This window comes from Kaistia nematophila (assembly GCF_026343855.1).
GTDB classification, from domain to species: domain Bacteria; phylum Pseudomonadota; class Alphaproteobacteria; order Rhizobiales; family Kaistiaceae; genus Kaistia; species Kaistia nematophila.
Genome location: NZ_JAPKNK010000001.1, coordinates 274,383 through 293,925 on the forward strand (window position 1 = coordinate 274,383; position 19,543 = coordinate 293,925).

The 19,543-nt window shown below is 66.7% G+C and carries 23 protein-coding genes; 10 read left to right on the forward strand and 13 right to left on the reverse strand.

The window, feature by feature from the left end; genetic code table 11:
• Nucleotides 1-64 precede the first annotated feature (64 nt).
• Entirely contained in the window at nt 65-292 is a 228-nt protein-coding gene (locus tag OSH07_RS01290) for a DUF2442 domain-containing protein (RefSeq protein ID WP_266336796.1), read from the forward strand.
• Nucleotides 293-533: 241 nt separating this feature from the next.
• Here the strand turns inward: OSH07_RS01290 and glk are convergent, their stop codons facing one another.
• Together glk and OSH07_RS01300 are read right to left on the reverse strand one after the other, a co-directional pair.
• Entirely contained in the window at nt 534-1,571 is a 1,038-nt protein-coding gene (gene glk, locus OSH07_RS01295) for a glucokinase (RefSeq protein WP_266336797.1), read from the reverse strand.
• Nucleotides 1,572-1,619: 48 nt separating this feature from the next.
• Nucleotides 1,620-2,015: a methylglyoxal synthase gene (locus OSH07_RS01300; RefSeq protein ID WP_266336798.1), complete on the reverse strand. Its 396-nt coding sequence runs from the start codon at nt 2,013-2,015 to the stop codon at nt 1,620-1,622.
• 348 nt (nt 2,016-2,363) lie between these two features.
• On the opposite strand from OSH07_RS01300, the gene OSH07_RS01305 reads away from it, so the two are divergent.
• The 7 genes from OSH07_RS01305 (at nt 2,364) to deoA (ending at nt 10,195) form a co-directional block, all read left to right on the forward strand.
• Entirely contained in the window at nt 2,364-3,356 is a 993-nt protein-coding gene (locus OSH07_RS01305; RefSeq protein ID WP_266336799.1) for a BMP family lipoprotein, read from the forward strand.
• Between the two features lie 246 nt (nt 3,357-3,602).
• Entirely contained in the window at nt 3,603-5,141 is a 1,539-nt protein-coding gene (locus OSH07_RS01310; RefSeq protein ID WP_420909580.1) for an ABC transporter ATP-binding protein, read from the forward strand.
• A 193-nt stretch (nt 5,142-5,334) separates the two neighbouring features.
• Nucleotides 5,335-6,462: an ABC transporter permease gene (locus OSH07_RS01315; RefSeq protein ID WP_266336800.1), complete on the forward strand. Its 1,128-nt coding sequence runs from the start codon at nt 5,335-5,337 to the stop codon at nt 6,460-6,462.
• 9 nt (nt 6,463-6,471) lie between these two features.
• Nucleotides 6,472-7,440, forward strand: a complete 969-nt coding sequence (locus OSH07_RS01320; protein WP_266336801.1) for an ABC transporter permease — start codon at nt 6,472-6,474, stop codon at nt 7,438-7,440.
• Nucleotide 7,441: 1 nt separating this feature from the next.
• Nucleotides 7,442-7,867 carry a cytidine deaminase gene (cdd, locus tag OSH07_RS01325; protein WP_266336802.1) on the forward strand — a complete coding sequence of 142 codons (426 nt, stop codon included), beginning with the start codon at nt 7,442-7,444 and terminating at the stop codon, nt 7,865-7,867.
• Nucleotides 7,867-8,685 carry a purine-nucleoside phosphorylase gene (locus tag OSH07_RS01330; RefSeq protein WP_266336803.1) on the forward strand — a complete coding sequence of 273 codons (819 nt, stop codon included), beginning with the start codon at nt 7,867-7,869 and terminating at the stop codon, nt 8,683-8,685. The genes cdd and OSH07_RS01330 overlap by 1 nt, the downstream gene beginning before the upstream one ends.
• Before the next feature lie 199 nt (nt 8,686-8,884).
• Nucleotides 8,885-10,195, forward strand: a complete 1,311-nt coding sequence (deoA, locus tag OSH07_RS01335) for a thymidine phosphorylase (protein ID WP_266336804.1) — start codon at nt 8,885-8,887, stop codon at nt 10,193-10,195.
• A 12-nt stretch (nt 10,196-10,207) separates the two neighbouring features.
• Here deoA and OSH07_RS01340 read toward each other — a convergent pair whose 3' ends face one another.
• From OSH07_RS01340 to OSH07_RS01365, 6 genes are all read right to left on the reverse strand, one after another.
• Nucleotides 10,208-10,606 (reverse strand): YciI family protein, encoded by a 399-nt coding sequence (locus OSH07_RS01340; protein ID WP_266336805.1) that lies wholly within the window; start codon nt 10,604-10,606, stop codon nt 10,208-10,210.
• Nucleotides 10,607-10,626: 20 nt separating this feature from the next.
• On the reverse strand, nt 10,627-11,340 hold the full coding sequence (locus OSH07_RS01345) for a DUF899 family protein (protein ID WP_266336806.1): 714 nt from the start codon (nt 11,338-11,340) through the stop codon (nt 10,627-10,629).
• Between the two features lie 104 nt (nt 11,341-11,444).
• On the reverse strand, nt 11,445-12,368 hold the full coding sequence (locus tag OSH07_RS01350) for a cation diffusion facilitator family transporter (protein WP_266336807.1): 924 nt from the start codon (nt 12,366-12,368) through the stop codon (nt 11,445-11,447).
• An 85-nt stretch (nt 12,369-12,453) separates the two neighbouring features.
• Entirely contained in the window at nt 12,454-13,239 is a 786-nt protein-coding gene (locus OSH07_RS01355; protein WP_266336808.1) for a sulfite exporter TauE/SafE family protein, read from the reverse strand.
• A gap of 10 nt (nt 13,240-13,249) precedes the next feature.
• Nucleotides 13,250-13,786, reverse strand: coding sequence for a rhodanese family protein (locus OSH07_RS01360; protein ID WP_266336809.1), 537 nt, complete (start codon nt 13,784-13,786; stop codon nt 13,250-13,252).
• A 28-nt stretch (nt 13,787-13,814) separates the two neighbouring features.
• Nucleotides 13,815-14,138, reverse strand: a complete 324-nt coding sequence (locus OSH07_RS01365; RefSeq protein WP_266336810.1) for an ArsR/SmtB family transcription factor — start codon at nt 14,136-14,138, stop codon at nt 13,815-13,817.
• Between the two features lie 82 nt (nt 14,139-14,220).
• On the opposite strand from OSH07_RS01365, the gene OSH07_RS01370 reads away from it, so the two are divergent.
• Nucleotides 14,221-15,138: an MBL fold metallo-hydrolase gene (locus tag OSH07_RS01370; RefSeq protein WP_266336811.1), complete on the forward strand. Its 918-nt coding sequence runs from the start codon at nt 14,221-14,223 to the stop codon at nt 15,136-15,138.
• A gap of 69 nt (nt 15,139-15,207) precedes the next feature.
• Here the strand turns inward: OSH07_RS01370 and OSH07_RS01375 are convergent, their stop codons facing one another.
• The 3 genes from OSH07_RS01375 to OSH07_RS24495 all read right to left on the reverse strand — a co-directional run bounded on the left by OSH07_RS01375 (nt 15,208) and on the right by OSH07_RS24495 (nt 16,920).
• Nucleotides 15,208-15,372: a hypothetical protein gene (locus tag OSH07_RS01375; protein ID WP_266336812.1), complete on the reverse strand. Its 165-nt coding sequence runs from the start codon at nt 15,370-15,372 to the stop codon at nt 15,208-15,210.
• Nucleotides 15,373-15,441: 69 nt separating this feature from the next.
• Nucleotides 15,442-16,173, reverse strand: coding sequence for a hypothetical protein (locus tag OSH07_RS01380; RefSeq protein ID WP_266336813.1), 732 nt, complete (start codon nt 16,171-16,173; stop codon nt 15,442-15,444).
• Nucleotides 16,174-16,185: 12 nt separating this feature from the next.
• Nucleotides 16,186-16,920 carry a Panacea domain-containing protein gene (locus OSH07_RS24495; RefSeq protein WP_420909581.1) on the reverse strand — a complete coding sequence of 245 codons (735 nt, stop codon included), beginning with the start codon at nt 16,918-16,920 and terminating at the stop codon, nt 16,186-16,188.
• On the opposite strand from OSH07_RS24495, the gene OSH07_RS01385 reads away from it, so the two are divergent.
• Nucleotides 16,904-17,665, forward strand: a complete 762-nt coding sequence (locus OSH07_RS01385; RefSeq protein WP_266336814.1) for an SDR family NAD(P)-dependent oxidoreductase — start codon at nt 16,904-16,906, stop codon at nt 17,663-17,665. The two genes, OSH07_RS24495 and OSH07_RS01385, sit on opposite strands and share 17 nt — an antisense overlap.
• Before the next feature lie 333 nt (nt 17,666-17,998).
• Here the strand turns inward: OSH07_RS01385 and cysK are convergent, their stop codons facing one another.
• Both cysK and dut read right to left on the reverse strand, forming a co-directional pair.
• On the reverse strand, nt 17,999-18,964 hold the full coding sequence (cysK, locus tag OSH07_RS01390; RefSeq protein WP_266336815.1) for a cysteine synthase A: 966 nt from the start codon (nt 18,962-18,964) through the stop codon (nt 17,999-18,001).
• A 73-nt stretch (nt 18,965-19,037) separates the two neighbouring features.
• The gene (dut, locus tag OSH07_RS01395) at nt 19,038-19,514 is read right to left on the reverse strand and encodes a dUTP diphosphatase (protein WP_266336816.1); all 477 of its coding nucleotides are present in this window, start codon (nt 19,512-19,514) and stop codon (nt 19,038-19,040) included.
• Between the last annotated feature and the right edge of the window lie 29 nt (nt 19,515-19,543).

Sequence of the window (19,543 nt, forward strand, 5' to 3'; positions counted from 1 at the left end):
CCATGCTGCTGTGGGCATGCTGGACAGATCCGAATCATCCCGGCCGCCGTGGAAAGGAACGACCATGAAGATTGATCCCGTCGCCATCGATGCGGCCGTCACCAGGGATGCGCTCTTGGTCAGCCTCGCCGATGGCCGCGAACTGGCGACCCCGATCGACTGGTTTCCCCGCCTCGTCGGCGCCACCCGCGCCGAGCGCGAGAATTGGCGATTGACCGGTCGCGGCGAGGCGATCCACTGGCCGGATCTCGGCGAGGACATCGAGATCGCGAGCCTGCTGCGGACCAGCTGAGCGAGTCTCTCCCGTTGGACGCCGGTCGCTGTCCCACGCTTGCCGTCATCCCCGCGAAGGCGGGGATCCATTCATCCGGGCTATCGCCGCAAAAGCCGGGTTCGGGTTCCCCGAGGCTTCGGCGGCATGGATCCTCGCTTTCGCCAGGATGACGGAGTCCGAGTGATCGCCGCCTGCGCAGTCCAAAAGCCCTCGCCCGCTTGCGGGAGAGGGTTGGGTGAGGGGCTTCGCCGGGTGCCGCCTATTTGTGCCAGCGGCGGCCTTCGGTGACGACGCCGAACAGGTCGGGGTGGCGGGCATAGGCGGTGATGCCGGCCAGCGCCGGTTCGGGATGGACGACGACCGAGGTCGGCATCCGGTCCATCAGCGCGCCATGCGGAACCTTGTCGATGAAGGCCTCGCGAAATCCGCTCTCGGCTAGAAAGGGCGCGATCTTGGCGGCGATGCCGCCGGCGAGGAACACGCCGCCGCGCGCCATGAAGACCAGCGCCAGATTGCCGGCGAGCCGGCCGAGATGCACGCAGAAGAGCTCGAGCGCCTCCTCGGCCACGGCGTCGGAGCGCTCGATCGCCGCCGCGGTGATGCCGGAGGGATCGTCGAAGCGCGGCGCCACGCCATTGGCGGAGGCGACGGCGCGGTAGAGGCGGAGCAGGCCGCTGCCGCAGAGCAGCGTCTCGCCCTCGATGCGGGCGAACGGATCGGTCTGCTGGTGCGGCCGCTCGATATGCGGCCAGATCGCGAAGTCGCGCGCACTCACCGGGGCGAGGTCGATATGGCCGCCTTCGCCGGGGACCGGCAGCCAGGCGCCGTTGGCGTGGATCAGCGCCGCGGCGCCGAGGCCCGTGCCGGGGCCGACCACCACCTGGGCGGCATTGGCGAGCGGCGCGCCGCTGCCGATCGACACCAGGTCGTCGCCGGCGAGCGCCGGCAGCGACAGCGACAGCGCCTCGAAATCGTTGAGCAGGATCACCTCGTCGATGCCGAAGCGGGCGATCATGCGCTTCGGCTCCACCACCCAGTGGCAATTAGTCAGCGGCACCCGGTCGCCCTGGATCGGCCCGGCCAGCGCCAGCACGGCCGAATGCGGTGTCACGTCCGGCGGCAGCACGGCGGCGATCGCGTCGTCGATGGTGGCGAAATCGGCCGTCAGCACCGTCGGGAAGCGGATGACCCGGCCCGTCTCGTCAGGAACCAGCGCGAAGCGGGCATTGGTGCCGCCGATGTCGCCGATCAGCGTCGGGAACGGAACGAAGGCGCGGCTCGGTGTTGTCGTGGTCATGGTGCCTTGGTCTGGGCTGAGCGGTCGCAGGAGAGGTCGAGGCAGGCGTCAGGTGGTCTGCAGGAAGGCGTCGGGGTGGGCGATCAGAAGGTCGGCCGTGGCCCGGTTCAGGGCCATCGGGATGTCGTAGAGCGCACCAAGCCGCATCAGCGCCTTGACGTCAACGTCATGCGGCATCGGCGTCAGGGGATCGACGAAGAAGATCAGGCCCTTGACGCGGCCCTCGGCGATCAGGGCGCCGATCTGCTGGTCGCCGCCGAGTGGTCCGCTCTTCAGCCGCGTCACCGGTAGGTCGGGCGCGGCGGCGAGGATGCGGCTGCCGGTGGTGCCGGTGGCGTAAAGGTCGAATTCGGCGAGCTTGTTCTGGTGCGAGACGGCGAAGGCGACGAGATCGTCCTTCTTCTTGTCGTGGGCAACCAGCGCCAGGGCCGGGCGGATCGTCATTGGCAGTCTCCATGCGGTCGTCCGGACCGGTCCGCCAGTGATAGAAAAATCGGGGTCCGAGGAAAAGCCGAAAGTGAGGCAGGGCGACAATTTGATTGGGGCATCCGCGGGTCGGCGTTTCTTTGATCAGTTGTATAAAAAAATGTCGCCGCATAATCTGAGAGTCAGGATCCGTCTCGTTTGCAGGGGTGGCGGATCGACGGGGCCTGAATAAAGAAAGCGCATGAAATTTGCCGGTCCCCGTGCGAAATAGAAAAAGGAACCGCCGCTTGGCCGCGGCGTCAGGGGAACTCTCGGCCGGGCGGGAAACGCCGGTCGAATTGGCTTCAAGAGGAGAGAGCTAGCATCATGATCCGTAAGTTCATCGGGGCGGCCGTCGTTGCGCTCATGGCCACGGGCGCGGCCTGGGCGGCTGACGTCAAGCCGGCCATCGTCTATGGCACCGGCGGCAAGTTCGATAAGTCCTTCAACGAAGCCGGCTACAACGGCTCGGAGAAGTTCAAGGCAGAGACCGGCATCGACTACAAGGATTTCGAGCCGCAGAACGACACCCAGGGCGAGCAGGCGATCCGCAATTTCGCCAAGCGCGGCTACAACCCGGTCGTGGCGCTCTCCTTCGCTTGGACCGACGCCATCGCCAAGGTCTCGAAGGAATTCCCGGATACCCAGTTCGTGCTGGTCGACTCCGTCGTCGACGCGCCGAACGTTCGTTCGGTTGTCTTCGCCGAGGACGAGGGATCCTATCTCGTCGGCGTGCTCGCCGGCCTGAAGTCGGAATCGAAGAAGGTCGGCTTCGTCGGCGGCATGGATATCCCGCTGATCCGCAAGTTCGGCTGCGGCTACGTCCAGGGCGCCAAGGCGGCCGGCGCGACCGAAGTGTTCCAGAACATGACCGGCACCACGGGCGCCGCCTGGAACGACCCGGTTCGCGGCGGTGAACTCGCCAAGTCGCAGATCGACCAGGGTGCGGACGTGATCTACGCCGCTGCCGGCGCGACCGGCCTCGGCGTGCTGCAGACGGCCGTCGACGCGGGCAAGCTCGGCATCGGCGTCGATTCCAACCAGAACCACCTGCATCCCGGCAAGATCCTGACCTCGATGGTCAAGCGCGTCGACGTCGCCGTGCACAACGCCTATGCCGACGTCAAGGACGGCAAGTTCACCGCCGGCACCCAGCAGCTCGGCCTGAAGGAAGGCGGCGTGGACTGGGCCTTCGACGACAACAACAAGCCGCTCGTCACCGACGACATGAAGGCCGCCGTCGAGAAGGCCAAGGCCGACATCATCTCGGGCGCCGTCAAGGTGCACAACTACATGACCGACGAGAAGTGCCCGGGCTAAGCCCGCGCCTCTCCTGAGACAAAGGCCGCGATGCCGGAGCTATCCGGCGTCGCGGCTCTTCGATCCATGCGGCCGGAAGCGCGGTCGTTCCTCTCGGCATTGAGGGCGGCGGCGACGCCGGACAAGGGGCATCCCGGTGGAGCAGCGGCTCCGCGCCGGGTACGGAGGTCCGGCCCCGGATCCGGTCACGGCGATGATTGGTTCGGCCGCCTTCGCGCGAAGGCGCAGCCGTTTCGGGGCCCCTGAATGACAGCTTCGACCCTGGATGCAACGCCCGCCATCGAGCTTGTCGGCATCGACAAGCGCTTCGGGCCGGTCCACGCCAACAAGAACATCCATCTCTCCGTCGCCAAGGGCTCCATCCACGGCATCATCGGTGAGAACGGCGCCGGCAAGTCGACGCTGATGTCGATCCTCTACGGCTTCTACCATGCCGACAGCGGCCAGATCCTGGTCGATGGCAAGGAGATCCGTATCACCGACAGCCAGACCGCGATCCGGGCCGGCATCGGCATGGTCCATCAGCACTTCATGCTGGTCGAGAATTTCTCCGTCCTCGAAAACGTCATGCTCGGCGTCGAGGGCGGCGCGCTGCTGAAGGGCGGCGAGACCGCCGTGCGCAAGGCGCTGCAGCAGATCGAGCGCGAATACGGGCTCGACGTCGACCCGGACGCGATCATCGAGGAGCTCCCCGTCGGCAAGCAGCAGCGGGTCGAGATCCTGAAGGCGCTCTATCGCGGCGCCGAGGTGCTGATCCTCGACGAACCGACCGGCGTGCTGACCCCGGCCGAGGCCGATCACCTGTTCAAGATGCTGGCGCAGCTGAAGGCGCAGGGCAAAACCGTCATCCTGATCACGCACAAGCTGCGCGAGATCATGGCGATCACCGACACCGTCTCGGTCATGCGGCGCGGCGAGATGGTCGCGACCCGCAAGACCGCCGAAACCACCATGCCGGAGCTGGCCGAGCTGATGGTCGGCCGCCGCGTGCTGCTGCGCGTCGAGAAGAGCGAGTCGAAGCCCGGCCCGGTCGTGCTCGCGGTCGAGAACCTGACCGTCAAGGACGGTCGCGGCGTCACCATGGTCGACAACGTCTCGTTCGAGGTCCGCGCCGGCGAAATCGTCGGCATTGCCGGCGTCGCCGGCAACGGCCAGTCCGAGCTGCTCGAGGCGATCGCCGGCATCCGCAAGCCGTCGTCCGGCCGCATCCTCCTGAACGGCGAGCCGGTCGAGCATGTCGACCCGGCGCAATTGCGTAAGAAGGGCCTCGCCCATGTGCCGGAGGACCGGCACCACATGGGCCTGGTGCTCGCCTTCGAGGAGAAGGAAAACTCGATCCTCGGCTACCAGGACGATCCGAAATATCTCAAGGGGCCGTTCCTCGACATCGACGCGATCCGCAAGGACGCGGTCGAGAAGATCGAGAAATACGACATCCGCCCGGCCGATCCGCGCCTGAAGACGGCGAATTTCTCCGGCGGCAACCAGCAGAAGATCGTGCTGGCGCGCGAGATCGAGCGCGACCCGGCCTGCCTGCTGGTCGGCCAGCCGACGCGCGGCGTCGACATCGGCGCCATCGAGTTCATCCACAAGCGGCTCGTCGCGCTGCGCGACCAGGGCAAGGCGATCCTGCTCGTCTCGGTCGAGCTCGACGAGATCCGCTCGCTGTCGGACCGCATCCTCGTCATGTTCGCCGGCACCATCGTCGGCGAGCCGGACGCCCATGCCGACGAGCAGGAGATCGGCCTGATGATGGCCGGCATCGGCCGGGAGGCGGCGGAGTGATGGCGTTTGTCGCATCTCGCGAACGGCTGCTGCTTTCACCTCTCCCACGGGGAGAGGTCGGCCCGAAGGGCCGGGTGAGGGGTTCAAGCCTCACCGGGAAGATCGCAACCCCTCACCCGCCGGCTTTGCCGTCGACCTCTCCCTCTGGGAGAGGTGCAGCTACCACCACGGCCCACCACCCGGAAGCACACCCATGAGCGTCCCACTCGGAACCCTGCCGCGCTGGGTCAATTTTGGCCTGCTGCCGCTTCTCAACGTCGCCGTGGCCTTCGCCCTTTCCGGCCTCGTCGTGCTGTTCATCGGCGAGAACCCGATCGAGGCGGTGAAATACCTCGTCCAGGGCGCGCTCGGCGATGGCGAGGGCATCGCCTTCACCCTCTATTACGCCACCAATTTCATCTTCACCGGCCTCGCCGTGGCGGTCGCCTTTCATGGCGGCCTGTTCAACATCGGCGGCGAGGGCCAGGTCTATCTCGGCGGCCTCGGCGTCGCCTTCGGCGCGCTGGCGCTGGACCGGATCATGCCCTGGTACATCACCGCCGTGGTGGCGACGGCCGGCGCCTTCGCCTTCGGCGCACTCTGGGCCTTCATCCCGGCCTGGCTACAGGCGAAGCGCGGCAGCCACATCGTCATCACGACGATCATGTTCAATTTCATCGCCGCCGCGCTGATGGTCTACCTGCTGGTCAACGTCATCAAGCAGCCCGGCAACATGTCGCCGCAAACGCGCCTGTTCGAGGAAGGCGGCCAGCTGCCGAAGCTCGGCTGGCTGATGCAGCTCTTCGGCCTCGACATCGGCGCGGCGCCCTTCAACGTCTCGTTCCTGATCGCGCTGATAGCGGCCTTCGCGGTGTGGCTGCTGATCTGGCGCACCCGCTTCGGCTACGAGATCCGCACCATGGGGACGAATGCCACGGCGGCGGTCTATGCCGGCATTCCCTATGTGAAGACCGTCGTCGTCACCATGCTGATCTCCGGCGGCCTCGCCGGCATGATGGCGCTGAACCCGGTGATGGGCGACGCCGGCAAGCTGCAGATCGATTTCCCCGCCGGCGCCGGCTTTGTCGGCATCGCGGTCGCGCTGATGGGCCGCTCGCATCCGGTCGGCATCATCATCGCCTCGATCCTGTTCGGCGTGCTCTACCAGGGCGGCGCGGCGCTCGCCTTCGACATGCCCAACATCTCGCGTGAGGTGATCATCCTGATCCAGGGCCTGGTGATCCTGTTCGCCGGCGCGCTGGAGCACATGTTCCGCCCCGCCCTGATCGCGCTTTTCGCGCCCAAACCCAAGGCGGCGGCCCCGGCCGCCCGCGCGGCCTGAGGAGCGATCATGGACTTCGCCGATCTGATCCAGATTCTCGCCGCCACGGTCCGCCTTTCCGTGCCGCTGATCTTCACGGCCCTCGCCGGCCTCTATGCCGAGCGTTCCGGCATCTTCGACATCGGTCTTGAAGGCAAGATGCTGTTCGCGGCCTTCTCCGCCGCCTCGGTTGCGACCGTCACCGGCTCGGCCTGGCTCGGGCTGTTCGCCGGCATCCTGACCGGCGTGCTGCTCAGCCTGCTGCACGGCTTTGCCTCGATCACCCAGCGCGGCAACCAGATCATCTCGGGCGTCGCGATCAACTTCATCGCCTCCGGCCTGACGATCCTGCTCGGCAATGCCTGGTTCGGCCAGGGCGGCCGCACGCCGCAACTGCCCAATTCGGCGCGCTTCACCGAGATCACGCTGCCGTTCGCTGCCGATATCGCCCCGATCCCGGTCCTCGGGCCCATCTATTCCGGGCTGATCTCGGGCCAGAACATCCTCGTCTACCTGGCCTTCCTCGCCGTGCCCTTCACCTGGTGGGTGCTCTACCGCACGCGCTTCGGCCTCCGTGTCCGCGCGGTAGGCGAGAACCCCGGCGCCGTCGACACGGCCGGCATTTCGGTCGCCTGGCTGCGCTATCGCGCGCTGATCTGCTGCGGCATTCTCGCCGGCTTTGCCGGCACCTATCTGTCGGTGGCGCAGTCGGCGAGCTTCATCCGCGAGATGTCGGCCGGCAAGGGCTATATCGCGCTCGCCGCGCTGGTGTTCGCCAAGTGGAAGCCGCTCAACGTGCTTCTGACCTGCCTGCTGTTCGGCTTCCTCGACGCCGCCTCGATCCGCCTGCAGGGCATCATCCTGCCGGGCATCGGCGAAGTGCCGGTGCAGCTGATCCAGGCGTTGCCCTACATCCTGACCGTCATCCTGCTCGCCGGCTTCATCGGCAAGGCGATCCCGCCCAAGGCCGGCGGCGTACCCTATGTGAAGGAGCGCTAGAATGGACGACCAAATCAAGGCGGACCTGTTCGAACGAGCCCAGGCCGTTCGCATCAACGCGCATGCGCCTTATTCGAAGTTCATGGTCGGCGCGGCGGTGCTGACCGAGGACGGCAGCGTCTATGTCGGCGCCAATGTCGAGAACGCCAGCTATCCCGAGGGTTGGTGCGCCGAGACCTCGGCGATCGGCCAGATGATCGCCGCCGGTGTTCCGGGCGAGGGCCGCCGCATCGCGGCGGTCGTCGTCGTCGCCGATCGCGTCGATGGCGGCATCGTCTGCACGCCCTGCGGCGGCTGCCGCCAGCGGCTGAAGGAATTCTCGCATCCGAAGACGCAGATCCATTGTTCGGACCCGACCGGCAAGGGCCAGGATTTCACCATGGCCGAGCTACTGCCGGCCGGCTTTTCCATGGACGAGCGGTTCTGATGTCGGCGTTCCGGGACGACGGCCGCGCCGCGGCCGCCGTTGTGCGCGAGCGGCGCGATGCGCCTTATCGCCTTGGCATCGTGCTCGGCTCCGGCCTCGGCCCGCTGGCCGACGCGGTCATCGACGCCGTCCGCATCCCCTATGCCGAGTTGCCCGGCATGCCCCTCTCGAAAGTCTCGGCCCATGCCGGCACGCTTGTCGCCGGCAGGCTCGAGGGCGTCGACGTGCTCGTCTTCTCCGGCCGCTCGCACTTTTATGAATCCGGCGATGCGGGCGTCATGCGCAATGCCATCGGCATGCTGCAGGCGCTCGGCTGCGAGGGCGTGATCCTGACCAATGCCGCCGGCTCGCTCCGGCCCGAAATGGGGCCGGGTTCGCTGATGATGCTGGTCGACCACATCAATTTCTCCGGCGGCAACCCGCTGATCGGCGAGGAGACCGACGCCCGCTTCGTCGGCATGTCGACCGCCTATGATCTCGTCTGGCGCGCGAGCCTGGAGCGCGCCGCCAAGCGCGAGGCGATCGATCTGGAGAGCGGCGTCTACATGTGGTTCTCCGGCCCGTCCTTCGAGACGCCGGCCGAGATCCGCATGGCGCGCATCCTCGGCGCTGACGCCGTCGGCATGTCGACCGTGCCGGAAGCGATCCTGGCGCGCTTCTTCGGCCTCCGGGTCGCCGCCGTCTCCAACATCACCAATCTCGGCGCCGGCATGGCGGCGGGCGAGCTGTCGCATGAGGAGACCAAGGAGATGGCTCCCCTCGGCGCGAAGAAGCTCGAGAAGATCATCCGCCGGTTCCTCAGGGATCTGGAGGACTGACGAAGAGGGGCCTCCACCTCTCCCATGGGGAGAGGTCAGCCCGCAGGGCCGGGTGAGGGGGGCAGGCTTCTCCGGAGAGATCGCAGCCCCTCACCCGCCGGCCTTTGGCCGTCGACCTCTCCCCATGGGAGAGGTGAGAATTCGTGCGATCCGTGACCATGGCTGGACGCGTATCGGTAAGGGAGGAAAAAGCAAAACGATGCTGCCGCAGGAAATCATTCGCGCCAAGCGCGAGGGCGAGGTGCTGCCCGCCGAGGCGATCCGCTTCATGGTCGAGGGCCTGACTTCGGGCTCTGTCTCCGAGGGCCAGGTCGCCGCCTTCGCCATGGCGATCTTCTTCCGTGGCATGACGCGGGACGAGGCGGTGGCGCTGACGCTCGCCATGCGTGATTCCGGGTCGGTGCTCGACTGGTCCGAGCTCGACGGACCGGTCGTCGACAAGCATTCGACCGGCGGCGTCGGCGACAATGTCTCGCTGATGCTGGCGCCCGCCGTGGCGGCCTGCGGCGTCTATGTGCCGATGATCTCCGGCCGTGGCCTCGGCCACACCGGCGGCACGCTCGACAAGTTCGATTCCATCCCCGGCTATCGCAGCCAGCCCGACCTCGACCTGTTCCGCAAGGTGGTCAAGGAATGCGGCACGGCGGTGATCGGCCAGACGGCGGATCTCGCGCCCGCCGACAAGCGCCTCTACGCCATCCGTGACGTCACCGCGACGGTCGAGTCGATCCCGCTCATCACCGCCTCGATCCTGTCGAAGAAGCTCGCCGCCGGCCTGCAGGGCCTCGTCCTCGACGTCAAGACCGGCACCGGCGCCTTCATGGCCAGCCACGCTGACGCCCGCGCGCTGGCAAAGAGCCTGGTCGAGGTGGCGAACGGCGCGGGGGTGCGGACGACGGCGCTGATCACCGATATGAACGAGCCGCTGGCGTCGGCCGCCGGCAACGCGCTCGAGGTCCGCAACGCCGTTCACTATCTCACCGGCGCGGCGCGAGACCCGCGCCTGCACGAGATCACCGTGGCGCTCGGCGCCGAAATGCTGATCACCGCCGGCCGGGCCGATGGCGTCAGCGCCGCGCGCGACCGCATCGAGACGGCGATCGCCTCCGGCCATGCGGCCGAGATTTTCGGCCGCATGGTGGCCGGCCTCGGCGGCCCCGCCGATTTCGTCGAGCGCGTCGACGACTACCTGCCGAAGGCGGCCGTCGTCCGCGACGTGCTGGCCGAGGGGGATGGCCATGTCGCGGCGATCGACACCCGCGCCGTCGGCATCGCCGTGATCGAGCTCGGCGGCGGCCGCCGCGTCGCCAGCGACCCGATCGACCTCTCGGTCGGCTTCTCCGGTCTCGCCGGCATGGGAACGCGGGTCGATGCGCAGACGCCGCTTGCCCGCGTGCACGCCCGCAGCGAGGCGGAGGCCGCGCATGCCGCCCGGCTGCTGCGCGCCGCCTACCGCCTCGGCAGCCGCCCCGAAGTCACCGCGACGGTCTACGAACGCGTCGACGGCTGATTCCGCCGTCGCCTATCCGGCGGGCGAGAGGGCGGGCGGCCGCCCCTCTCCCGTCACGCTGTGCGTCTGGACCAGGATCGGCCGCACCTCGATGCTGCCCATCCGCGCCATGGGCGAGGCCTTGGCGACCGCGATCGCCTGATCCCGGTCATCCGCTTCGATGATCAGGAAGCCGCCGAGCATTTCCTTGGCCTCGGCGAAGGGGCCGTCGGTGACGGTGGCGCGACCCGCCCGCACGCGCACGATGGCGGCGGTTGTCGGCGCCTGCAGCGGCCGCGCCAGGATCAGCCGGCCCGCCTGGCGCAGCGCCCAGTCCTGGGCGATCGTCTCGTCGGTGAGTTGGGCTTGCTCTTCGCTCGAGAGCGCCGCCATCGCGTCGCCGTCGACATAGACCAGACAGGCAAACTGCATCGGGACCTCCCCTTTCGATCTCAGCGATATTCGAGGCTCGGATACCAGTCGGTGCCGCGGCCTTCCGGCGTCATGTCGAGGATGTTCCAGAGCGGCATCAGGTCGGGTGCGCCGCGCGGGTCCTGGCCGGGATCGGCCGTCTCGAACCCCATTTCGCCGGCCCAGAAATGGCGGATGGTGCCGTCGCGCCGGGTGAAGACGTTGAGGCCCGGCGAGTCGCCGTCGGCGGGATCGACGTAGTCGCGCGTATAGTCGCCGCTGATGTCGGAATAGAGCTTCAGCCCCTTCCAGCCGCGCTCCTGCTTGAACGCCCACAGCCGCTCGATCGGCGAGCGGGCGATCATGGCGAGCGCGACGCGCTGCTCGACGTCCTGCGCCTCGCCATCCCAGGCGCTCATCAGCGAGGTGCACATCGGGCAGGGGCGCTTGCGCTGCGGCCCGTACATGTAGCTGTAGACGACGAGGGTCTGCTTGTCGCCGAACAGGCCGGCGAAATCGACCGGCCCCAGTTCGCCATCGAACCGGTAGTCCCTGTCGACGATGCCGCCCGGCGGCAGGTCGCGCCGCAGCGCCGCCACCCGCTCGATCTGGCGGCGCAGCTCGATCTCCTCCGCCAGCAGCGCCTGGCGGGCGCGGCGGTATGCGTCGCTTTCATTGCGGACGCGGTGGTCGTTGCGGGCGGCCAGCGCCGTTGCCGGAACGAGGCCTGGCTGCGTGATCTGGTCGTGAGGCATGGTCCATCCCTTTCGCAGGTCTTTCCCCGGCGCGGCCGAAACGGCCACGCCTTCCTTGCACAACGAACGAGCCCGGCCCGGATCGACAGCGGCGGCGAAAAAACCTATTCGGCCCATTCGCGGTCGGTGGTGAAGGCGATGGTGAGCCAGCGATTGTGGCTCTCGTCGCCGATCGCCTCGCCGATCTCGTCGCGGATCCGGTCCCATTCCTCCAGCCGCCGCGCCGGCCCGTCGCGGGCGACGATGAAATAGATCTCGATCTGCTTGGCGCGGCCCACCTTGGCGACATAGGCGCGGTAGCCGAGAAAGCCATGCCGCGCCACCGTCTCCTTCGCCACGCCGTCGACCTGCTCTTTCAGGTCGGGCGGGGTCAGCAGCAGCATGTCGGCGACGGCCTGCCGCACCGTGCCGATCGGGATCGGGATGATGGCGGCGCTGATCACCGCGAGCGCGACCGGATCGATATAGGGCGAGATCCATTCGAGCATCGTGTCCTCGACGCCATAGCCGATGGCGAAGGCGACGAGCAGCGCGCCGCTGATCGCGCCCGACATCACCCAGGAATGGATGTCGAGTTTCAGGAAGTCGGACTGGATGGCGCGGTTGGCGCGCCAGTCGATCGCCGCCATGACGAGGCAGATCAGAAGCGTCGTCGCGGCATAGGCGATGGCGAAGCCGAATTCGAGCTCGCGGCCGCCGCCCTGGATCGAGAGGAGGGCGTTGATCAGCGCGTAGATGGCGACGATGATCAGGATGGTGCCGTTCAACCCGAGCACGATCGGCTCGAGATGCCAGAAGCCCATGGTGAAGCGGTTGCGCAGCTTGCCGGAAAGTGCGTCGCGCTTCGCCGATTGCACGATCAGGTGCGAGACGCCGAGCGCCACCGTCGTCATGCCGGCGTCGGCCAGCGAATAGACGCCGTCGAAGGCGATCGAGAACGAGCCCGAGAGCAGGCCGAACACGATGCCGAACGTCGCGACGAGGAAGGTGACGACGATCGAGGCACGCAGCACGCCCTGCTCGGTCAAATGGCTTCTCCTGCTCCCCGGTTGCCGGATCGCAACCGGAGCGGGAGCTTAGCGATCCCCGGGGCGCGATGCACGCCCGTCCGGCTCAGGCGAGAAAGCCGCGCAGCAGCACATAGAGCCCGACGGTGATCACGACGCCGGCGAAGATCCGGCCGAGCAGCGCCTTGCGGTTGGCGAGCTTGCCGCCGATCGCCGCGCCGCCCAGCCCGCCGGCGAGGCCGCCCAGGATGAAGACGAGCGCCAGCCGCCAGTCGACCAGCCCGCTCGCCGCATAGCTCGACGCCGTCGCCGCGCCGAAGGCGCTGACCGCCACCAGCGAGGTGCCGATGGCGAAGGGAAGCGGCATGCCGGTCGCCAGCATCAGCCCCGGCACGATCAGGAAGCCGCCGCCGATGCCGAAGAAGCCGGAAAGCGCGCCGACGCCGAAGCCGGCCGCGATCAGCCGCGGCAGCAGCCGCCAGGCCGTCGATGCCTGGAGGCGGATGTCGGGATCGCCGGCCGCGCCGCGCCGGCGCAGCATGACGAAGCCGACCGCCACCATCAGCGCGCCGAACAGCATCAGCAGCCTCTCGCCGTCGACCGCCTTGGCGAGTTCCGAGCCGGCGAGCGCGCCGAGAACGCCGGCGGCGGCGAAGACCGCGCCGCAGCGCCACTTCACCCGGCCGGACCGCCAGTGCGGGAAGAGATTGGCGAAGGCGCTGACGGCGACGGCGACCGTGCCGGTGCCGATCGCGACATGCGGCGAGGCGACGCCGACGCCATAGACCAGGAACGGCACGGCGAGGATGGAGCCGCCGCCGCCGACCAGGCCGAGGATGAAGCCGACCACCGAGCCGAAGCCGATGGCGAGCCCGTCTGTGCCATGGATCATTGCCGTTGCCTCATCCCGTGGTGATGGCCGCCGTCGCGGCGGGCCGGTTCCAGGGCGCGTGCCGGAGCAGCCGCGCCATGGCGCAGGTGCCGGTGGCGCCGGCGAACACCAGCCCGGCGCCGACGAAGGCGGAGAGCGCGTAGAAGCCCGGATGCACGAAGGCGCCGAGCGCCGCGCCGGCGACAACCAGGCTGCCGGCCGCGATCTGCACCTGGCGCATCAGTTCGAGCGGCTGGCGCCTGTCGGCGACCGCGGCGTGGCCGGCCTTCTTCCAGGCGTCGAGCCCGCCCTCGATGCGGAAGGCGGGACGGCCGGCGGCGGCGGCGAGGCGGTCGGCATGCGCGGTGGTGCGGGCGCCGGAGCGGCAGGTGAAGATGATGGCGCGCTCTTCCGGCAGCGCCAGCGCGGAAAGCGCACTGAGCGGCCGCGACAAGGCGCCGGCGATCTTCTCGCGGCGATATTCGTCGGCCTCGCGGATATCGACGAGGAGGGCGCCGGCGGCGACGAGTTCGGCCGCCCGGTCAGCGGAGATCGGGGTCAGGGACATGGCTTTCTTTCTGTTCAGGGGGAGGGGATCAGCCGGCCGGCTTGTCCCGGCAATAGAGGCGGTGCAGCAGCGCCATCATCTCCTCGATGCGGGGATCGGCGATGCGGTACCAGAGCGTCTGGCCGTCGCGGCGGAAGGCGACGATGTCCTCGTCGCGCATGCGCGCCAGATGCTGCGACAGCGCCGACTGGCCGAGGCCGACGGCGTCGGCGAGCGCGCCGACCGTCATCTCGCCATGCTCCACCAGCTTGCAGAGCATCATCAGCCGCTTCTCGTTGCCGAGCGCGCGCAGGAGATCGGCAACCTGAAGCGCGTTCGCTTCGAAGGCGGAGAGGTCGAGGAAGACGGCCATTTGTCGGCTCCTTACATTAGCTGTTGCTAAATTAGATATCGCTAATATATATGTCAAGCACCAACCCGATGGAGTTGCCGACATGAAGACCGAAACCCTGAACTCAGCCCCGGTCGCCGCCAGCGCGCCGGAAATCCGCGCCTTCTTCGACGAGCCGACCCATACGATCAGCTATCTCGTCGCCGACCCGGCCACGCGAAAAGCCGCCGTCATCGATCCCGTGCTCGATTATGACGCCGCCTCCGGCACGGTCGACACCCGCTCGGTCGAGGCGATCCTCGCCGCCGCCGCGAAGGCCGGCTACGAAATCGTCTGGGCGCTGGAGACGCATGCCCATGCCGACCATCTCTCCGGCGCCCCCTTCATCAAGGCGCGGACGGGCGCGAAGATCGGCATCGGCGAGCACATCAAGGACGTGCAGCGGATCTTCCGGCCCGTCTTCAATGCCACCGACCTGAAGGCCGACGGCAGCGATTTCGACCATCTCTTCGCCGATGGCGAGCGCTTCCGGATCGGCGAGCTGGAAGCGTCGGTGCTGCATACGCCCGGCCACACCCCGGCCGATATCGTCTATCGCGTCGGCGACGCCGCCTTTGTCGGCGATACGCTGTTCATGCCGGATTACGGCACGGCGCGGGCGGATTTTCCCGGCGGCGACGCGCGCACGCTCTATCGCTCGATCCGCCGGTTACTCGACCTGCCGGGCGGGACGCGGCTCTTCCTCTGCCATGATTACAAGGCGCCGGGCCGCGATCACTATGCCTGGGAGACGACCGTTGCCGCGCAGCGCGCCGCCAATGTCCATGTCGGCGCCGGCACGAGCGAGGCGGATTTTGTCGCGCTGCGCGAAGCACGCGACGCCACCCTCTCGGCCCCGACGCTGCTTTTGCCGTCGATCCAGGTCAACATCCGCGCCGGCCGTTTTCCGGAGGCCGAAGCGAACGGCGTCCGCTACTTGAAGATCCCGGTCAAGGCGGCGGGTGGGGTGGTGTTGGGGTAGGGTGTGGCTCACTCGGACCGCGCGGCGTATGGCGCGGTCCGGGGGGAAGCAGAAGGAAAGAAAGCCGACTTAGCAAAGGCTGAGCGCCTGCGAAATCACGCCAGCTCCGGCAAGCGCATAGACGCCGTCAAAGGCGATGGAAAACGCCTCCGAAAGCAGCCCGAGCACGATGCCGAAGTGCGCGACGAAGGCGATGAGGATCCACGCGCGAAGGATGGCCTGTCCGGTGAGCAACGGCGCGGCTCAACCCTCCGCGATTCCGCCGACTGGCGCCTTAGGAGGCGCTGGTCGGGGCGAGTTTCCTCATTCGGGGGGAAATAAATCGTCCTGACCGGGATGGATATTTCGTTCTCTTTGCGGTCGCTCTTGCGACGCTGCCGCCGGATCTGCGGCAAGTATGGACTTCGCCATCAAGAAGCCCTGCGCGAAAGTCTCCAGCATGGACGCTTTCTTTGCAGCTTCTATCCGAGGGATGTCGCGAGCATCTGTTATGCGGAGCTCTCTGGGTGTCTTTGCCCTGGGGCAGCTAAAGTCCAGAATTTCGAAGCGTGCATCTTCGAGATCGGGGTCTTGCATAAGTATTTCGTCAGCAAGGGTGACGAAAAGAGACAAGCGCTCACGATCCAGCGGGTTGCTTCTCCAAAAGCTTAACCACGGAAAATGCAACTGGCCGTTAATGCCGTAGATCATGATGGGGTCGAACGGAATTGCCAGATCTCGACCCAGTTGATAGTGCCTTCTGCCAACATTCTGATAAAAGTCAGGAGATAGTCCTGAGAAGTGGCCGTATATCAAAGGTAGGACTTCTAGGAAATTATTCCGAACATCTCGTCGGGGAAGGCGAGAAAGTCCCTCTAGGACGCTATCGTAGGATGCGCCTAGAACGAGTAGATCCTTAGTTGCACTGATAAGTGGATTGTAATTGAAGGTCGGAGGATTGCGGGCCAACGAGACCAATTTCTTGGCGATGGCATTTGGATCGTTGTGCCAATTTCGGGCAAGATGTTGAATAGAAGGGACACGCAGTTCCGTCATATAGCTCTGCCGCTATTGGAGTGAGAATGGACGCGCTACTCTTTCATAGAATTTCTCAATTTCCGTATTGCTAATCTTCATTCCGGGGTTGGTTGCCCCGCCATGGTTCCAAACTGAGTGCCATGGTCCGTTATCTACGTGGCTTAGATCGATCAAATAGCCCGCAGAAAGCCTACTGTAGAAATCGACGATTCGCTCTAAAAGGAGAGTCGTCTCTGAGTCGAAGTCGAATTCTACTATCCGGCTTCCGCCGGTGAAAGGGTCAATGCGCTCTGACCTCCCGACAATAGGTGATCTATCGTACCTTTTGAACTCTCTGTAGAGATAGGGGAGTACTGGTCCGTACTCCCAAGCCTCAAAGCTCTGTCGAACCAATGGCTTCCGTAGTTCGATCAGAGACCAGACGTGGCAAAAATATACTATCTTTTGCAGCGAAAGGTTAGTGACGTGTCGATCTTTGCTGGCGCAAAAATCGAGGACGTAGTTCGCTACTGCTCGCCCGTCATAACCGCTGGACATGGCATCCTGTTCCTTATCTGTTCCTAGCCGAGCTTTTGGTCGTTGGCAATGCGCCTGCATGATATCAGTGGCTTGGCCTCCCTGACGTGCGCCCCTCAAATTTCGGTTCCGCTCGCTCGGCCTTTCGCCTAAAACAGGCGCGGGCCGGCTTGACCGGCGCGTTGCAGACATCGCTCGCGACCGTTCGCGAGATCCAGGGACGGAGACATCTATGACCAGCGGCGCCATCTATCCGAGCCTCAGGGACCGGACCGTGCTCGTTACCGGCGGCGGCAGCGGAATCGGCGAGGCCATCGTCCGCCACTTCGTCGCCCAGGGCTCGAAGGTCGGCTTCCTCGACATCAACGCCGAGGCCTCGGAAGCCCTTGCAAAGGAGCTTTCCGCTTCCGGCACCGTGCATTTCGAGAAGTGCGACCTGCGCGACATCGCGGCGCTGCGCCAGGCGATCGCCAATGTGCGCGAAAAGCTTGGGGCCATCACCATCCTGATCAACAACGCCGCGCACGACCAGCGCCACAAGCTGGAAGACGTGACGCCCGAATATTGGGACGAGCGCTACCAGGTCAACATCCGCCACCAGTTCTTCGCGGCGCAGGCCGTGGTCGAGGACATGAAGGCCGCCGGCAAGGGCGCCATCATCAACATGGGCTCGACCTCCTGGATGATCGGCCAGGGCGGCATGCCGGCCTATACCTCGGCGAAATCCGCCGTGCAGGGTCTTACCCGCGGCCTCGCGCGTGATCTGGGGCCGTTCAACATCCGCGTCTGCTCGGTCGTCCCCGGCTGGATCATGACGCAGCGCCAGATCGACCTCTGGCTGACGCCGGAAGCCGAGGTCGACCTGATGAACAAGCAGTGCCTGAAGCGCAAGCTCTTCCCCGATGACATCGCCAAACCGGTGCTGTTCTTCGCCTCCGACGAGGCGTCGGGCTGCACCAACCAGAGCTACATCGTCGACGGCGGCTGGGTCTGAGTTTTTCCCATTTCGAGAAGAAGGGTCGGCGTCCGCGCCGGCCCTTTTTTGTTTTTGGGGGCACGCTTGGAGTGCCGGGGCGATGTCGTTCACCTCTCCCATGGGGAGAGGTCGGAGCGAAGCTCCGGGTGAGGGGATGCGATCTCACGGACGAGGCCTGAACCCCTCACCCGCCGCACTGCGTGCGTCGACCTCTCCCCGTGGGAGAGGTGAGGGGCTCGCCATGCCAGACATCCGGTTCGCCGTCATCCCCGCGAAAGCAGGGATGACGCGGAGAGGATGCGGGCAGACCCTAACCCCCCCCTCTCGCGCGTGCGGGAGCGGGGGCGAGCCTTATTCCAGCCCTTCGAACAGCGCGGTGGAGAGATAGCGCTCGGCGAAGGAGGGGATGATGATGACGATGTTCTTGCCGGCGTTTTCCGGGCGCGCGCCGACCTTGAGCGCGGCGGCGACGGCGGCGCCGGACGAGATGCCGACCGGGATGCCCTCGATCCGCGCCACCTCGCGCGCCGTCGCAAGCGCCTCGGCGCTCGCCACCTGCACCACCTCGTCATAGATCGAGGTATCGAGCACGCCGGGGACGAAGCCGGCGCCGATGCCCTGGATCTTGTGCGGGCCGGGGGCGCCGCCGGAGAGCACCGGGCTCTCGGCCGGCTCGACCGCGATCACCTTCAGCGACGGCTTCCTCGGCTTCAGCACCTGGCCGACGCCGGTGATGGTGCCGCCGGTGCCGATGCCGGAGACGAGGATGTCGATGCCGCCATCGGTGTCGTTCCAGATCTCCTCCGCCGTGGTGGCGCGGTGGATCGCCGGGTTGGCCGGGTTCTGGAACTGCTGCGGGATGACGGCGTCGCCGATCTCGGCCTTCAGCTCCTCGGCGCGGGCGATGGCGCCCTTCATGCCCTTGGCGCCCTCGGTCAGCTCCAGCTCGGCGCCGAGCAGCTTCAGCATCTTGCGCCGTTCGATCGACATCGTCTCCGGCATCACCAGGATCAGCCGGTAGCCGCGCGCCGCGGCGACGAAGGCGAGCGCGATGCCGGTATTGCCGGAGGTCGGCTCGATCAGGGTCGACTTGCCGCGCGTGATCCGTCCCTCGGCCTCCATCGCGTCGATCATGGCGACGCCGATGCGATCCTTGACCGAGGCGATCGGATTGAAGAATTCGAGCTTGGCCAAGAGGTTGGCCTTCACGCCCTTCTCGGCGGCGATACGGTCGAGCCGGACGATCGGCGTGTCGCCGATCGTGTCGGTGATCGAGGCGTAGATCTTGCCGCGTCCGCGCTTGGTTGCTTCGGCCATTCGTTCCTCCTTAACCCGTTGGATTTGTGGCGGAAGTCTAGTCGAGCCCGGCGGCCGGGTCGAGCCTCGCCGGCTATTTGCCGCCGGTCGAGCCGAAGCCGCCGGCGCCGCGCGCCGTCTCCGTGGAGAATTCGGCGACCACCTCGAAACGCGGCCGCACCACCGGCACGAACATCATCTGGGCGATGCGGTCGCCGGGCTGGATCGCGATCGGCGCCGTGCCGGCGGCATTGCGGTTCCAGACGCTGACCAGGATGGGCCCTAGATAGTCGGCGTCGATCAGCCCGGTCGAATTGCCGAGCACGAGGCCCTGCTTGTGGCCGAGGCCGGAGCGCGGCAGGATCATCGCGGCGACGAACGGGTCGCGGATGAAGAGGGAGAGCCCGCTCGGGACCAGCACGGCCGGCGAGCCGGCCTCGATCGCAAGCGGCGCGTCGATGGCGGCGCGCAGGTCGATCGCCGCCGCCATGTCGCTCTGATAGGCGGGCATGCCCCAGGCCTCGAGGCGCGGGTCGAGCACCTTCAGTTCGATGGTCGGCTGGTGCGGCACGGCGCGGTCCTCATGCTTAACAAGACGAT

Bases quoted from the DNA above. Each gene is read 5' to 3' on its own strand.
- cysK (WP_266336815.1), bottom strand. From the start codon at position 18,964: ATGGCCGAAGCAACCAAGCGCGGACGCGGCAAGATCTACGCCTCGATC.
- OSH07_RS01330 (WP_266336803.1), top strand. From the start codon at position 7,867: ATGTCGGCGTTCCGGGACGACGGCCGCGCCGCGGCCGCCGTTGTGCGC.
- OSH07_RS24495 (WP_420909581.1), bottom strand. From the start codon at position 16,920: ATGGCGCCGCTGGTCATAGATGTCTCCGTCCCTGGATCTCGCGAACGG.
- OSH07_RS01320 (WP_266336801.1), top strand. From the start codon at position 6,472: ATGGACTTCGCCGATCTGATCCAGATTCTCGCCGCCACGGTCCGCCTT.
- OSH07_RS01365 (WP_266336810.1), bottom strand. From the start codon at position 14,138: ATGGCCGTCTTCCTCGACCTCTCCGCCTTCGAAGCGAACGCGCTTCAG.
- OSH07_RS01340 (WP_266336805.1), bottom strand. From the start codon at position 10,606: ATGCAGTTTGCCTGTCTGGTCTATGTCGACGGCGACGCGATGGCGGCG.
- glk (WP_266336797.1), bottom strand. From the start codon at position 1,571: ATGACCACGACAACACCGAGCCGCGCCTTCGTTCCGTTCCCGACGCTG.
- OSH07_RS01360 (WP_266336809.1), bottom strand. From the start codon at position 13,786: ATGTCCCTGACCCCGATCTCCGCTGACCGGGCGGCCGAACTCGTCGCC.
- OSH07_RS01310 (WP_420909580.1), top strand. From the start codon at position 3,603: ATGACAGCTTCGACCCTGGATGCAACGCCCGCCATCGAGCTTGTCGGC.
- OSH07_RS01315 (WP_266336800.1), top strand. From the start codon at position 5,335: ATGAGCGTCCCACTCGGAACCCTGCCGCGCTGGGTCAATTTTGGCCTG.
- OSH07_RS01385 (WP_266336814.1), top strand. From the start codon at position 16,904: ATGACCAGCGGCGCCATCTATCCGAGCCTCAGGGACCGGACCGTGCTC.
- OSH07_RS01290 (WP_266336796.1), top strand. From the start codon at position 65: ATGAAGATTGATCCCGTCGCCATCGATGCGGCCGTCACCAGGGATGCG.
- OSH07_RS01380 (WP_266336813.1), bottom strand. From the start codon at position 16,173: ATGACGGAACTGCGTGTCCCTTCTATTCAACATCTTGCCCGAAATTGG.
- OSH07_RS01305 (WP_266336799.1), top strand. From the start codon at position 2,364: ATGATCCGTAAGTTCATCGGGGCGGCCGTCGTTGCGCTCATGGCCACG.
- cdd (WP_266336802.1), top strand. From the start codon at position 7,442: ATGGACGACCAAATCAAGGCGGACCTGTTCGAACGAGCCCAGGCCGTT.
- OSH07_RS01370 (WP_266336811.1), top strand. From the start codon at position 14,221: ATGAAGACCGAAACCCTGAACTCAGCCCCGGTCGCCGCCAGCGCGCCG.
- OSH07_RS01345 (WP_266336806.1), bottom strand. From the start codon at position 11,340: ATGCCTCACGACCAGATCACGCAGCCAGGCCTCGTTCCGGCAACGGCG.
- OSH07_RS01355 (WP_266336808.1), bottom strand. From the start codon at position 13,239: ATGATCCATGGCACAGACGGGCTCGCCATCGGCTTCGGCTCGGTGGTC.
- OSH07_RS01300 (WP_266336798.1), bottom strand. From the start codon at position 2,015: ATGACGATCCGCCCGGCCCTGGCGCTGGTTGCCCACGACAAGAAGAAG.
- deoA (WP_266336804.1), top strand. From the start codon at position 8,885: ATGCTGCCGCAGGAAATCATTCGCGCCAAGCGCGAGGGCGAGGTGCTG.